The organism is Nucisporomicrobium flavum, assembly GCF_016464385.1.
In the GTDB taxonomy this organism is placed as follows: Bacteria; Actinomycetota; Actinomycetes; order Mycobacteriales; family Micromonosporaceae; genus Actinoplanes; species Actinoplanes flavus_A.
Genome location: NZ_JADMLH010000014.1, coordinates 200,341 through 214,097, shown reverse-complemented (window position 1 = coordinate 214,097; position 13,757 = coordinate 200,341). Strand labels below are relative to the sequence as shown.

The 13,757-nt window shown below is 72.7% G+C and carries 12 protein-coding genes; 5 read left to right on the top strand and 7 right to left on the bottom strand.

Annotated features, from left to right (window positions below):
- A complete protein-coding gene (locus tag IT780_RS29365; protein WP_199515037.1) occupies positions 1-777 on the bottom strand; it encodes a helix-turn-helix transcriptional regulator in 777 nt (258 codons plus the stop codon).
- A 109-nt stretch (positions 778-886) separates the two neighbouring features.
- Between IT780_RS29365 and IT780_RS29360 the strand changes: the two genes are divergently transcribed.
- The gene (locus IT780_RS29360; protein WP_199515036.1) at positions 887-1,090 is read left to right on the top strand and encodes a tautomerase family protein; all 204 of its coding nucleotides are present in this window, start codon (positions 887-889) and stop codon (positions 1,088-1,090) included.
- Positions 1,091-1,112: 22 nt separating this feature from the next.
- On the opposite strand, the gene IT780_RS29355 is transcribed toward IT780_RS29360, so the two are convergent.
- Positions 1,113-2,258: an NHL repeat-containing protein gene (locus IT780_RS29355; protein ID WP_307831444.1), complete on the bottom strand. Its 1,146-nt coding sequence runs from the start codon at positions 2,256-2,258 to the stop codon at positions 1,113-1,115.
- Positions 2,259-2,265: 7 nt separating this feature from the next.
- Positions 2,266-4,377, bottom strand: coding sequence for an alkaline phosphatase family protein (locus tag IT780_RS29350; RefSeq protein WP_199515035.1), 2,112 nt, complete (start codon positions 4,375-4,377; stop codon positions 2,266-2,268).
- Between the two features lie 126 nt (positions 4,378-4,503).
- Here IT780_RS29350 and IT780_RS29345 point away from each other — a divergent pair, with 126 nt between their 5' ends.
- From IT780_RS29345 to IT780_RS29335, 3 genes are read left to right on the top strand one after another with little or no spacing between them, the layout of a single operon-like run.
- Entirely contained in the window at positions 4,504-4,971 is a 468-nt protein-coding gene (locus IT780_RS29345; RefSeq protein ID WP_199515034.1) for a DUF6174 domain-containing protein, read from the top strand.
- Between the two features lie 34 nt (positions 4,972-5,005).
- Positions 5,006-6,202 (top strand): glycoside hydrolase family 18 protein, encoded by a 1,197-nt coding sequence (locus IT780_RS29340; protein ID WP_372443818.1) that lies wholly within the window; start codon positions 5,006-5,008, stop codon positions 6,200-6,202.
- Between the two features lie 28 nt (positions 6,203-6,230).
- Positions 6,231-6,944: an aspartate/glutamate racemase family protein gene (locus IT780_RS29335; protein WP_199515033.1), complete on the top strand. Its 714-nt coding sequence runs from the start codon at positions 6,231-6,233 to the stop codon at positions 6,942-6,944.
- 8 nt (positions 6,945-6,952) lie between these two features.
- On the opposite strand, the gene IT780_RS29330 is transcribed toward IT780_RS29335, so the two are convergent.
- From IT780_RS29330 to IT780_RS29320, 3 genes are all read right to left on the bottom strand, one after another.
- Positions 6,953-7,744, bottom strand: coding sequence for a LamG-like jellyroll fold domain-containing protein (locus IT780_RS29330; RefSeq protein WP_233413684.1), 792 nt, complete (start codon positions 7,742-7,744; stop codon positions 6,953-6,955).
- 113 nt (positions 7,745-7,857) lie between these two features.
- Positions 7,858-9,363: an MFS transporter gene (locus IT780_RS29325; RefSeq protein WP_199515032.1), complete on the bottom strand. Its 1,506-nt coding sequence runs from the start codon at positions 9,361-9,363 to the stop codon at positions 7,858-7,860.
- 174 nt (positions 9,364-9,537) lie between these two features.
- Complete coding sequence (locus IT780_RS29320) at positions 9,538-10,851, bottom strand: NAD(P)/FAD-dependent oxidoreductase (protein ID WP_199515031.1); 1,314 nt, start codon at positions 10,849-10,851, stop codon at positions 9,538-9,540.
- A gap of 123 nt (positions 10,852-10,974) precedes the next feature.
- Here IT780_RS29320 and IT780_RS29315 point away from each other — a divergent pair, with 123 nt between their 5' ends.
- Positions 10,975-12,777 carry a glycoside hydrolase family 15 protein gene (locus IT780_RS29315; RefSeq protein ID WP_199515030.1) on the top strand — a complete coding sequence of 601 codons (1,803 nt, stop codon included), beginning with the start codon at positions 10,975-10,977 and terminating at the stop codon, positions 12,775-12,777.
- Positions 12,778-12,825: 48 nt separating this feature from the next.
- On the opposite strand, the gene IT780_RS29310 is transcribed toward IT780_RS29315, so the two are convergent.
- Positions 12,826-13,755 (bottom strand): sporulation protein, encoded by a 930-nt coding sequence (locus IT780_RS29310; protein WP_199515029.1) that lies wholly within the window; start codon positions 13,753-13,755, stop codon positions 12,826-12,828.
- Positions 13,756-13,757 lie beyond the last annotated feature (2 nt).

Genomic DNA, 13,757 nt, shown 5'->3' with positions numbered 1-13,757 from the left:
TCATTGTGTTACATCCGGCAATGGCGTGAAGAACTGGAGGCGCTGGCGGCCGTCCTCGCTGAACAGGTTCTCGCAGATCACCGTGAGCGTGCCGCGTACGGGATGGTTGATCCGCTTCCGGTCGCCGCGACGGACCGCGACGTTCCCGGTCTCCCACAGCGTACGGAACTCAGCACTGGCTTCCCGGAGCTCAGCCACCAGGTCCGAGGCTTCCGTGTGCGGGCCGCGGCGGGCGACGGCCGCGCGCAGGTCGTGGACGAGCACCCGGGAGTGGTGCGGGTGGTCCTCGGCCGGGTAGACGTGCCGGGCGGCCGGATCGGTGAACCAGCGCTCGAGGAAACTGCCTGGTTCGGGCACGCCGAGCAGCTCGGTGGCGAGGTCGTTCTGCGCCAGGGTCTCGTGCAGGTCGGTGAGGATCCGGGCGGGCGTGGCGCCGAGACGGTCGAGCAGCGACCTCAGGGCGGGTTGGACGGCCTGCGGCATGGCCGGCCGCGGCGGCGGGGTGAGGTGGCCGGCGAGCCGGAAGAGGTAGTCGCGTTCGTCGTCGCCCAAGCGCAGGGCCCGGGCCAGCGCGCCGAGCACCTGCGGCGAGGGCTGGGCGCCGCGACCGCGTTCCAGCTCGGTGTAGTAGTCGACAGAGGCGCCGGCGAGAACGGCCACCTCGTCGCGGCGCAGGCCCGCGACCCGGCGGCGCGGGCCGGGCGGCAGGCCCACCTCGGCCGGGGTGATCGCCGCGCGCCGGGACTGCAGGAACGCCCCCAGCTCCGCAAGATCCATCCTCCCAGTGTCACCGGGCCCGGGCGGCTCAGCCAGGGGTTGACGTCCCCTGGTTCCCGCCCGGTCGGCCGGTCACCGTGGGAGGCCGGACCACGATGAAGGAGACACCATGCCGTTCGCGAACCTCAAGGTGCCCGCGGGCCTGCTCGGCCCGGCCCAGAAGGAGGAGCTGATCACCAAGGTCACCGACCTGTACGCCGAGACCTTCGGCGACGACGTCCGCGCCACCACCATGGTGCTGGTGGACGAGGTCGCCGACGGCGGCTGGGGCATCCGGGGCGAGGTGCTCACGCTGGCCAAACTTCAGCAGTGAGCACCGTCGCCGGGCCGGGACGTCAGTGGAAGGACGCGTACCGCTTACGGTTCTGGCCGCCGATGGTGGTGAAGTCGCCGCCCGCACCGATCGCGCCGCGGGTGCGGTCGACCACCAGCGCACGGACGCCGATCACGCCGTTGGCCTGCGGTGCCCAGCCGGTGAGCGCGCCGCGTCCGCTGATGGCGGCGAGCTTGACCCGGGACACCGAGCCGTCGGTGCAGGCGCCGTGCGCACCGTTGTTGACGGTGGTGCAGGCCCGGTCGAAGTGGCCGCCCACGTAGATCGTCCCGCCCAGCGCGGCGACCGCCACCGCGTCGCCGTCGAAGACCCGCTGCCAGCGCATCGTGCCGCCGGTGGTGTACGCGATCGCCCGGCCGCCCTGGCCGCCGGTGGCCGCGTACACCCCGGCGGAGTCGGTGGCGAGCCCGTTGACCTGGGCCGGAGCCGTCGGCAGGAAGCCGCGGTCGACCGAGCCGCCGGACGGGCTGACCGCCGCGACGCGCAGGGTCCGGCTGACCCCGTTGATCAGGTGGAACGAGCCACCCAGGTAGACCCGCGAGCTGGTGACGGCGAGCGCGTGCACCGAGTCGTCGGCGCTGGGCCGCCAGCCGCCGTCCAGGGCGCCGCTGGTCAGCGAGAAGGCGGCCAGGTTGCGCCGGGTGGAGCCGTCCACCGCGGTGAAGCTGCCGCCGGCGTAGAGGCGGCCGTTGCCGGCGGCGAGGGCGTACGGCACCCCGCTGACCCGGTGCGCGAAGCTTCCGACCGCGCCGGTGGCCGCGTCGAGGCGGACCAGGTTGTCCCGGGAGCGGCCGGAGACGGTGGTGAAGTTACCGCCCGCGTACACCGAGGAGCCGCTGACGGCGAGGGCCCGTACGGTGCTGTTTGCCGCCGGCGCCCAGCTCAGCAACGTGCCGGAGGATGCGTCGAAGGCGGCGAGGCGGGCCCGCGCGTACGTACGCCCGCCCCAGCTCACGCTGGTGAACGACCCTCCGACGTACGCGGTCCCGCCGCGGTACGCGATCGCGTACACGGAACCGTTGAAGAGCGGTGCCTTGTCGGGGCCGGCGCTGACCGCGAGCGCGGGCGCCGATCCGGAGGCGGTGACCAGGGCGGTGGCGGCGGCGACGGTCAGCAGCAGCCGCCGTGCAAAAAGGATAAAACGCACATTTCAATCAACCATCACGGCTGTGCGAAAGTCGCGCCGCCGCGCCGTCGCGGTCCTCCTCGGCGATCGCGAACTGCTCGATCGCGGGCGGGGCGGGCGCGGTCAACTCGTCCAGCCGGGCGCTCTGCGTACGCAGCCCCAGCAGGTCCAGCCAGTCCACGAGCTGCCGGTGGACGGCGTCCGGCCCGTCCAGGTCGCCGTGGGTGATCTGCCACTCGGCCGGGTGCACCAGCACCGCCTCGGTCTGCCAGCCGCCCAGCCCGCCGTGCGAGCCGACGAGCTCCTCGAACGCGGCCACCTCGCTGGCCACCGGGTCCACCGTACTGATCAGCACGAGGTCACCGACGTGCTCGGAGCGCTGGTGGCGCAGCAGGTCCGCGCGGGCCTGCGGGCCGTACGGCAACAGCGGGTCCACGCCCTCGACGGTGCCGTCGGCCAACCGGTGGCTGCCCGCGGAGCCGTACGCGACCGGCCCGTCCTCCTCCTGCACCACCACGAGCCCGATCCCGGGATGCCCGGTGAGCCCGGTGATCAGCCGCGGGTAGATCTGCTCGATGCGTGCGCGGTCCAGCCGCTCCGCGTGGCGGGTCAGGTAGACGAGGGCCAGGTTGCCGGAGGAGACCACGAGCACCGGAGCGACCGGGCCGGTCGGGTAGTCCGGCTCCTTCGTCGCCTCCTGCTCGGCGGGCGAGCGGGGCGCCTCGGCCGGATCCGGCCCGCAGAACCGGGCGACGGCCTGGTCGAGCGTCTCGCCGTGGCGCTGCCGGAACGTGGCACCCAGGCTCTGCCCGTGGTCCGAGAGCACCACGATGCGGTACGCCCGCGCCGCCTCGGCCCCCAGCCGCTCCAGCACGCCGAGCATCCGGTCGAGGCTCTCCAGCTGCCGCAGCGACTCCGGCCGCGCGGGACCGGCGTGGTGCGCCACCTCGTCGTAGTCGACCAGGTCGCAGTACACGACCGGGGCGCCGCGGGCCATCTGCTCGGCCACCAGCGACACGTTGACGTCGCGCAGCAGGATCGAGGCGGGCCGCAGGGCCAGGAACGCGCCGGAGCGGCTGACCCGCGGCTGCAGGTTGCGCCGGCGCTGCAGCCGCGCCTGGTGCAGCTCGGTGAAGACCTCGCCGACGCCGAGCACCAGCGCGCGGGTGAAGCCGAACGGGCTCGCCATGAACGCCGCCCAGCCGCGCGCCGAGCGCCCCGGGAACGCCGCGTGGCTGACCGTGAGCAGGTTGATAGCGGCGTCGCCGGAGAACGCGTTGCCGATGCTGACCCCGCCGTCGCGCAGCAGGCCCCGGCCATCGGAGAGGCGCGACTCGATCACGGCCGCGTCGCGGGGCCGGTTGGAGACCATCAGCCGGCCGGTGTCCTTCTCGTACCACCGGAAGCCCGGGATCCGGCCGGAGGCGCCGTGCAGGATGCCGGCCTGGGAGGCGGGGGTGGTCGACGGCAGGCCGGTGTGCCAGCCGCGCATCACGTGGGTGCCCGAGCGCAGCCAGCGTCCGATGGTCGGCAGGTTGCCGGCGCGTACGGACCACCGCAGCACCGGCTCACCGACCCCGTCCAGCTGGATGATCAGCAGCCCCGGTTCGGTGCCCGGCCGCGGGCGGCGCAGCGTGAGCAGCCGGCCGCCGGCCTGACGGGCCTGCCGCCGCCGGATGCCGCGCATGAGGCGCCGGGCCTCCTTGATGAACGTGTCCTCGGTGCCGCTGTCCACCATCCAGTCGAAGATCGCGGCGCAGATCACCGCGAGCAGCGCGGCGACCCCGACGGTGGGCCAGCCGCTGAGCCGCTTCGACGGGTCCAGCTCGAGGGCGACGGCCATGACGGTGACCTGGGCCACGACGCCGAGCAGCATCGCGCCCCAGCCACCGAGGGCGATGACCCCGGCCAGCAGCAGCGGCCGCAGCACCGCGCCCACCGCTGCGACGAGCAGGACCAGGCCCATGGTGTCGACGACGTCGGTGGCGCGGACGCCCGGCATCAGCCACAGCGTCACGGTGAGGACGACGAACGTGGTCACGCCGTTGCGGACGACCGCCTTCGCCCGGTCGTAGACGCGCGGCCAGGCGAACAGAGCGCGCAGGTCGTCCCTGCGCCTCCCACCTGCTTGTACGGCCACGAGAAAACGATCGCACAGTGCGTCGCGACCGTGCGGACCGCGTAGCGAACGACACTACGGGTGACCCGGGGAACCGTGCCCCGGCGGCCGGCGTCGGACCGGTACGTCGACTCCCTGGAGGGACCCGTGCGCCGACTTCTCCCGTACGCCACTCTGGCCCTGCTCCTGGGCGGTTGCGCCGACGCCGAGCCGGTGGCCCCGGCAACGGCGCCGGCCACCTGGACGCCCCCGGCGAAGTACGCGTTCACCCTGGGCTCCGAGTGCGGCGAGCGCGCGCTCATCGGCCGGTTCCGCGTGACTGTCGCGGACGGCAGGGTGACGGGCACCGAAGGGCTTGACCAGGCGGCGAAGAGGGCGTTGATGCTGCGCATCGCGGATCTCGTACCGACGCTGCGGCAGCTCGAGGAGGAGGCCGCCACGGCTCAGCGGGCCGGTGCCGAGGTGGTGCGGGTGGAGCGGGACCCGGTAGACGCGCACCCGGTGCGGATCACCATCGACCCGTCGACGAACGCGATCGACGACGAGGCGTGTTACACGATCCAGGACTACACGATCGGGTTAGCGGCCACGCCGTCCGCGCCGCCGTCGAGGTAGGTTCGCCGGACCTGCGAGGGATGGGGAGGCCCGCGTGCGGGTCGTACCCGTTCTCGCCGCCATGGCGCTGCTCGCCGGCTGCTCGGCTCCGGCGGACCCACCCCGGCCCGCGCCTTCGGCCGCAGGTCCGATGCCGCGCGTCGTCGCATACTTCACGAACTGGGGCAACGACCAGGTGCGCGACGTGGAGACCTCCGGCGCGGCGGGACGGCTCACCGATCTCGTGTACGCCTTCGGCAAGGTCACCGACGGCACCTGCGCCACCGGTGACACGTGGGCCGACCAGGGCAAGCCGATCGCGGCGCGGAACAGTGTGGACGGGGTCGCTGACGTGGCGGGCCAGGGCCTGCGGGGCAACTTCGGGCAGCTGCGCAAGCTGAAGGCCCGCCACCCCGGGCTGCGGGTGCTGTGGTCGTTCGGCGGCTGGACCGGCTCCCGCGGCTTCACCGAGGCAGCGCAGGACCCCGGTGCCTTCGCGCGTTCGTGCGCCCGGCTGCTCCGCGATCCCCGCTGGGCCGGGCTCTTCGACGGCATCGACGTCGACTGGGAGTACCCCAACGCGTGCGGGCTGACCTGCGACGAGAGCGGCCCGCAGGCGCTGGCCGGCATCGTCGCGGCGCTGCGGCACGAGCTCGGCCCGGACGCCGTGGTGACCGCGGCGGTGCCGGCCGACCTGGGCAAGCTGCGGGCCACGGACTACGCCGCGATCGCCCGCCACGCCGACTGGCTGAGCGCCATGACCTACGACTTCTTCGGCACCGGCGGCGGCACCGGGCCCACCGCGCCACACTCGGCGCTGAGGGCGTACCCGGGAATCCCGCGACCGGCCGCGACCACCGACGCCGCCGTGCGCGGCCTCCTCGGCCTGGGGGTTCCGCCGGAGAAGGTGCTGCTCGGCGTGGGGTTCTACGGCCGCGGCTGGTCCGGGGTGACCAGCGCGGCGCCGGGCGGGCAGGCGACGGGACCGGCGCGGGGCCGCTACGAGGAGGGCCTGGAGGACTACGACGTCCTCCGCCGCACCTGTCCCCCGACCGGCACGGTGGGCGGCACGGCCTACGCGTTCTGCGGCGACCGCTGGTGGAGCTACGACACCCCCGAGACCATCAGGACCAAGATGGCGTACGCCGTGAGCACCCACCTCGGGGGCGCCTTCGCCTGGGAACTCTCGGGCGACACCCCGGACGCGCAACTGGTCACGGCGATGGCGACCGGGCTGGCCGCCCCCTCCTGACCCGGTCGTCGCCTGGTAAGAAGGCCGGATGCTGACGATCGGGATGCTCGGCGGGATGAGCTGGGAATCCAGCGCACACTATTACCGGCTGGCCAACGAGATGGTGCGGGAGCGCCTCGGCGGGCTGCACTCGGCGCGGTGCGTGCTCTACTCCGTGGACTTCGCGGAGATCGAGCGGCTGCAGAGCAGTGCGCACTGGGAGCAGGCGGGGCAACTGCTCGGCGAGGCGGCTGCCGCCGTTCAGGCCGCGGGGGCCGACGTGCTGGTGCTGTGCACCAACACCATGCACAAGGTCGCCGACGAGGTGCAGGCCGCCATCGGTATTCCGCTGTTGCATCTGGCCGACGCGACGGCCGAGGCGGTGACCGCCGCGGGGGTGAGGACGGTGGGCCTGCTCGGTACGGCCTTCACCATGGAGCAGGACTTCTACCGGGACCGGCTCGCGAGCCACGGCCTCGAGGTGATCGTGCCGGAAGCGCCCGACCGCGCCGAGGTCCATCGGATCATCTACGACGAGCTGTGCCTCGGCGAGGTACGGGACCCGTCGCGGCAGATCTACCGCGGGGTCATCGATCGCCTCGTCGCTGCCGGCGCGCAGGGTGTCATTCTGGGGTGCACCGAGATCGAGCTGCTCATCTCGGCCGCCGACAGTCCCGTGCCGGTCTTCGCGACGTCCCGGCTGCACGTCGAGGCCGCCGTCGAGTTCGCGCTGCGGAACCGGGCGGCGCCGAGCACTGCCTGATGCCGCGGTCAGCCGATGCGGACCCAGATGTTGTCGAGGATGCCGTGGAACTGGTCGTTGTCGGCGTACGCACCCTTGGCGCCGATGCTCAGCGCGCGGCGGTTGGTGATGGTGAGGCGGGGCGAGATGGTGCGGCTGCCGCGGACCGCCCCGTCGACGATCACCCGGAGCAGGGTGCTCGTACGCCGGCACTCGACGGTGTGCCAGCTGCCGTCCGCCACCGACACCGAGCTGCGGACGAGCTTGATGCCGGGGTTCGCGCCGACCAGGACACAGCTGGGCAGGCCCGCGGTGCCGTCGATCTGCAGCTTCCACTGGCTGCTCGTGGTCGAGTAGCCCTTCTGCACGATGTTCTGCCCCTTGCTGGTCTGGCTGGGGGCGAGCAGGATCTCCGCGCCGTACGAGATGTTGCGCGTACCGGGGTTGAGGTCGGCCGAGCTGGAGCTCTGCAGGGCGGCCCGGGGACAGCCGGCGCCGGCGCACTTGGCCGGGAAGCGCAGGGCCTGCCCGCTGCGGTGCGGTACGGCGCGGACCGTTCCGCCGTTGCCGGAGACGAGCCGCAGGGTGTGCCCGCGGCCCGACTCGTCGAGGATCGAGCTGGACCGGCCGCCGTCGAAGCTGTAGCGCGCCACCACGGCGCCACTCGTCGTGCCGGCTGCGGCGGCCGCGGTCAGGACGGCCGCCGCGCGGGCGGCGGCTGCCTGAGCCGTCGTGGGCGCGGCGTCCGCCGCCGGGACACCGAGCAGGGTGCCGCCCAGGAGACCGGCCACGGCCATGGAGAGTGCACGACGAGATTCCATGACCGAATTATGACGTATAGCCGTTTTGCCCGAGCTGATCCGCCTACACCGGACGGCCGGATCCCTCGGACAATCGGACTAAACTCCCCTGACCGGGTGAAACGCGACGCTCGTCAGCCGACGTGCGCGACCGACTCCCCCGCCGGCAGCTCCTCCTTGCCGACCTTGATGAAGACCGCGGTGACCACGGACGCCACCAGGATCAGAGCCGCCGCCCAGGTGAAGGCGTCGGCATACCCGTCGACCTGGGCCGCCAGTGCCGCCTGCTGCCCCTCCTGCGGGCTGCGTGGCGGATGCGCCACCAGGTACGCGGTGATCGCGCTGGTGGCGATCGTGTTCAGCAACGCCGTACCCAGCGAGCCGCCGACCTGCTGGGTCGCGTTGAGCGCCGCGCTCGCCGCACCGGCGTCGTGCTGCGGGACGCCGACCAGCGCCAGGCTCGACAGCGGGACGAAGGTGAACCCGAGGCCCAGCCCCAGCAGCACCTGCGCGGGCATCAGGTGCGCCCAGAACGAGGTGTCCAGGTCGATGAAGCGCAGCGAGATCATGCCCGCCGCGGCGAGCACCGGACCGACGATCATGAGCGGCTTGGGGCCGGTCCGCGGCAGCAGGTTCGAGGCCACCGTCGCGGAGATCAGGACACCCACGGTGACGGGCAACGACGCGAAGCCCGCCCGCAGCGGCGTGTAGCCCAGCACGTTCTGCAGGTACAGCGTGAGGAACAGGAACGCGCCGAAGAGGCCCGCGCCGACCAGCATCGACGCCACGTACGCCCCGCCCCGGTTGCGGTCGAGGACGATGCGCAGCGGCAGCAGCGGGTTCCGCGTCCGGCGCTCGATGGCCACGAACAGCACCAGCAGGGCCAGGCCCACGCCGATGAACCCCCAGGTGGTGCCCGCGTCCCAGCCCTTGTCCGGCTTGGCCGCCTCGGTGAAGCCGTACACCAGCGAGGCCAGGCCCAGCGTCACCACGATCGCGCCGGGCACGTCGTACGTGGTGTCGCCGTGCGCCTTGCTCTCCGGCACCAGCGGGACGGCCAGCGCCAGCGCCACCAGCGCGATCGGGATGTTGACCAGCAGGCACCAGCGCCAGCTCGCGTACTCGGTGAGCACACCGCCCAGCAGCAGGCCCACCGCGGAACCACCGCCGGCGATGGCGCCGTACACGGCGAAGGCCTTGGCCCGCTCGCGGGCCTCGGTGAACAGCACCGTGAGCAGGGCGAGCGAGGCCGGCGCGAGCAACGCGCCGAACGCGCCCTGCAGCGCGCGGGCGCCGAAGAGCAGCGTCCCGCTGGTCGCCAGGCCGCCGATCGCGGAGGCCACGGCGAAGCCGATGGCGCCGACCATGAAGGTGCGCTTGCGGCCCCAGTAGTCGGCGATGCGGCCGCCGAGCAGCAGCAGACCACCGAACGCGAGCGTGTACGCCGTCACCACCCACTGCTGGTCGGCCACCGTGATGCCGAGGTCCGCCCGCGCGCTGGGCAGGGCGATGTTCACGATCGTCGCGTCGAGCACCACCATGAGCTGCGAGATCGCGATGACCCCGAGCGCCGCCCAGCGACGGGGATGCGGCCCCGCGGCGTGCTCGCCGGTCTGTGACTCTGTTGCTGTAGCCGACATCGGCTGGTCCTTCCCCGTACCGTCGCCGATCCCCGACCGGCCTTCGAGCATGATCGTATGGAGGATTGCGGCCACTTCCCGACCGCTGAACGGCGAATGAGACGCGGCTCGCAGCCCCGCGCGGCACCGCGCATCCCCTGGTGCCCGACCGGCACCCGGTCATGCGTGACGGGATCAGGGTGTCTTCGAGGTCACGCCGGTGTCGGGCAGCCCTTGCGGGAAGGCGCTGTCCAGCGGCACCGCCGCGGCCGAGACCAGCCCCAGCTGCACGCCCTGCCGGGGCAGCACGGTGTCGAGCAGCCAGTCCGCCGCGACCCGCACCCGGTTGCCCGGCATCGACAGCAGGTGGTAACCGCGGGTGACCACCTTGGCCGGGAAGCCCCGCAGCGGCACCCCGAGCGGGTTCGCCGCGGAGTCCAGGCCGCCCAGGTCGACCACGAACCCGAGGTCGTGGTGGACGTACGCGCGGCGCCGGCCCTTGCCGTACGAGGCGGCGATGTTGTGCGCGGCGGTCTTCCCCTGGCGGGTGGCGTGCTGAGCGGTCATGCCGGTGAGCTCCCCGGGACGGGTGAGGTCGGGCACGGCGGCCGCGTCGCCGACGGCGTACACGTCGGGGTGGCCGGGCACGGTGAGGAACTCGTCCACGACCAGGCGGCCGTGCCGCACCTCCAGCCCGAGGTCCGCGACGAGCGGGTCGGGGCGCACGCCGACGCACCAGATCAGCGAGCGGGTCGGCACGAAGTCGCCGTCGCTGAGGCGTACGCCCTCCGGGCCGGCCTCCTCGACCGAGCTCTTCAACAGCACCTCCACCCCGCGGCGGCGCAGCACCTCGTCGGCCGCCACGGCAAGCCGCGGGTCGAGCGACGGCAGCACCCGGTCGGCCGTGTCGATGAGCAGCCAGCGCGGGTGCACCCCGGGCCGGTTACGGGTGAGCGCCTTCGTGAACAGGACGCCCTGCGCGGCCACCTCCGTACCCGTGTAACCCGCACCGACCACGACGAACGTGGACCGGGCCTCCCGCTCGGCAGGGTCCTCGGCCGTCTCCGCCATCTCGATCTGGCGGGTGATGTGGTCGCGCAGGTACAGGGCCTCGGGGATGCCCCGGAAGCCGTGCGCGTACTCGGTGACGCCGGGCACCGGCAGCAGCTTGTTCACGCTGCCGGCCGCGAGGACGAGACGGTGGTAGCCGATGCTGTGCCTGCCGCCGTCGGGGTCGGCGTACGAGACGGTCCGCGCGGCCAGATCCAAGCCGTCGACCTCGCCGAGCAGCACGCGGACGCCGGGCAGCGTCGCGGCGAGCGACACGGACACCCGGCGCGGCTCGAGGATGCCGGCGGCGACCTCGGGGAGCAGCGGCAGGTAGAGGAAGTAGTCGGTCGGGTTGATGAGGACGATGTCGGCGGCGCCGCGCGCGAGCCGGGCGAGGGTCCGCGCGGTCTCGAAACCGGCGAACCCGGCACCGACGATGACGATCCGGGGACGAGCCATCTCAGGTCCTTCCGTCGTGGCGACCGGTGCCCGCCCGACGCTACTCGCGGGCCGGCCAGCACAGGGACGACGCAGCGAACCCGGATGTGACAGGCGGCCGCGGCGCGGGTACGTAAGCGGGTCATGGCGCTGCCCATCGAGGACTACGCGATCATCGCCGACACCCAGACCGCCGCGCTGGTGGGGCGGAACGGGTCGATCGACTGGCTGTGCGTACCGAGGTTCGACTCGGGCGCCATCTTCGCCGCGCTGCTCGGCACCGAGGAGAACGGGCACTGGACGATCGCGCCCGCCGGGGAGGCGACCGCCGTACGCCGCCGGTACCGCGACGACACGCTGGTGCTGGAGACCGAGTTCGAGACCGCCGACGGGGTCGTCCGGCTCGTCGACTTCATGCCGCCGCGCGGGGAGGCGCCCGACGTGGTGCGCATCGTCGAGGGCGTACGCGGCACTGTGCCGATGCAGATGAACCTGCGGCTGCGCTTCGACTACGGTCACGTCGTCCCGTGGGTGTACCGCGAGGACGGCGACCTGGTGGCCGTCGCCGGCCCGGACGCGGCGTGGCTGCGGACGCCCGTGGAGACCCGCGGCGAGAACATGTCCACCCGCGCCGACTTCACCGTGTCGGCCGGCGACCGTACGCCCTTCGTGCTGACCTGGCGTCCCTCGCACCTGCCGCCGCCCGAGCTGATCGACGCCCTGCACGAGCTCGGCGCCACCGAGGGCTACTGGCGCGGCTGGGTCTCCGCGTGCACGTACGAGGGTGAGTGGCGCGACGCCGTGGTGCGGTCGCTGCTGACGCTCAAGGCCCTCACGTACGCGCCCACCGGCGGCATCGTCGCCGCGGCCACCACCTCGCTGCCCGAGAAGCTCGGCGGCGTCCGCAACTGGGACTACCGCTTCTGCTGGCTGCGCGACGCCACGATCACCCTGCAGTCGCTGCTGTACTCCGGCTTCCAGAGCGAGGCGAAGGCGTGGCGCAAGTGGCTGCTGCGGGCCATCGCCGGCGATCCCTCCCAGCTGCAGATCATGTACGGCGTGGCCGGCGAGCGCCGCCTCGACGAGTACATCGCCGACTGGCTGACCGGCTACGACGGCAACCCCGTACGGATCGGCAACGCCGCCGCGGAGCAGTTCCAGCTGGACGTCTACGGCGAGGTGATGGACGCGCTGCACCAGGACCGGCGCGCGGGCCTGCGGACCAACGACAACGCCTGGGGTCTGCAGGTCAAGCTGATGGAGTTCGTCGAGCAGCACTGGACCGAGCCGGACGAGGGCATCTGGGAGGTACGCGGTGACCCCCGGCACTTCGTGCACTCGAAGCTGATGGCCTGGGTGGCCGCGGACCGGGCGGTGAAGGCCGTCGAGGACTTCGGCCTCGAGGGCCCGGTGAAGCGGTGGCGCAAGCTGCGCGACGACATCCGCGAGGACATCCTGACCAACGGGTACGACAAGAAGCGCCGCACCTTCACCCAGTACTACGGCTCCGATGAGCTCGACGCGGCCCTGCTCATGGTGCCGCTGGTCGGCTTCCTGCCGGCGACCGACGAGCGCGTCGTGGGCACGGTCGAGGCCATCGAGCGGGAGTTGCTGAAGGACGGCTTCGTCCAGCGCTACACCCAGCACGCGGACACCGATGTGGACGGGCTGCCGCCGGGCGAGGGTGCGTTCCTGGCCTGCACGTTCTGGCTGGCCGACAACTACGCGCTGATGGGACGGCAGGAGGAGGCGCGCGAGGTGTTCGAACGCCTGCTGGCCCTGCGCAACGACGTCGGGCTGCTCTCCGAGGAGTACGACACCGGCGCGCGGCGGCTGGTGGGCAACTTCCCGCAGGCGTTCAGCCACGTGCCGCTGATCGACACGGCCCGTACCCTCACGGACGCGCTGGCCGCCAGCGAGGCGCGCGCCCGTGAGGGCCTCAAGTGACCCGTCCAACCACCCCGCCGCCACCCACGACCGGACTGCAGGCGAGCGTCAGTCCTCGCCCTCGAACTCGTCGAACACCTCGTCGATGACCTCACCGGCGAGGAAGCCCGCGGCCACGCCGCCGGCGACGCCCGCCACCATGCCGACGCCGCCGTGACCGTGGCCGTGGCCGCCGTAACCGTGGCTGTAGCCCGGCACAGCCTGATAGTGGGTGAGCGCCTCGCGTACCCAGCCGTCGACGACCTGCGCCCAGTCGGTGGTGTCCGCGTCGGCGTGCGGGACGGTGTAGCGGCCGTACGAGTCGTGGCCGCCGCTGAACATGCCGCCGCGCTTGTCGAACTCCAGCACCACCTCGACGGTGTGCGGGTTCGTCACGAAGGTCAGCTCGACCTCGTTGATGCCGTGCGCGTACCGGTCCGGCGGGTAGTACTCGATCTCCTGGAAGAACGGGAGCGTCTGGTGCACGCCGGCGATCCGGCCGTACTCCAGGTCGGCGTGCTTGAACTGGAAGCCCAGCCGGGCGAACGCCTCGAGGATCCGCTCCTGGATCGGCAGCGGGTGCACGGCGATGAGGTCCAGGTCGCCCTTGTCGACGGCCTTGGCCACGGCCACCTCGGTCCGCACCCCCATCGTCATCCCGCGCAGGTGCTGGCCGTACACAGTGGTGATCGGGGTCTCCCACGGCAGCACGATCTGGAACGGCAGGGAGAGCTGCTCGCCCTTCGCCAGGCGCGTCGGGCCGCTGACCGTGGCGTGGAAGAACTCGCCGGTGGCGCCGTACTCCCCGCTGCCGCCCTCGACCTCGACCCGGGTGACAAGAGCCAGGCTGATGTGCTCGATCTCGACGTCATGGCTGCCGCCGGTCAGGTTCACGTGCCCGGTCAGCGGCGCCCCCGGCCGCGCGTCCGGACTCATCAGCACGGTGTCGACACTCGGACCGCCCACACCGAAGGCGCCCAGCATCCGCTTCAGGCCCACAA

Excerpts from the sequence above, each read along its gene's own strand:
- IT780_RS29320 (WP_199515031.1), bottom strand. The coding sequence starts at position 10,851 with ATGGCTCGTCCCCGGATCGTCATCGTCGGTGCCGGGTTCGCCGGTTTC.
- IT780_RS29330 (WP_233413684.1), bottom strand. The coding sequence starts at position 7,744 with ATGGAATCTCGTCGTGCACTCTCCATGGCCGTGGCCGGTCTCCTGGGC.
- IT780_RS29360 (WP_199515036.1), top strand. The coding sequence starts at position 887 with ATGCCGTTCGCGAACCTCAAGGTGCCCGCGGGCCTGCTCGGCCCGGCC.
- IT780_RS29325 (WP_199515032.1), bottom strand. The coding sequence starts at position 9,363 with ATGTCGGCTACAGCAACAGAGTCACAGACCGGCGAGCACGCCGCGGGG.
- IT780_RS29315 (WP_199515030.1), top strand. The coding sequence starts at position 10,975 with ATGGCGCTGCCCATCGAGGACTACGCGATCATCGCCGACACCCAGACC.
- IT780_RS29335 (WP_199515033.1), top strand. The coding sequence starts at position 6,231 with ATGCTGACGATCGGGATGCTCGGCGGGATGAGCTGGGAATCCAGCGCA.
- IT780_RS29365 (WP_199515037.1), bottom strand. The coding sequence starts at position 777 with ATGGATCTTGCGGAGCTGGGGGCGTTCCTGCAGTCCCGGCGCGCGGCG.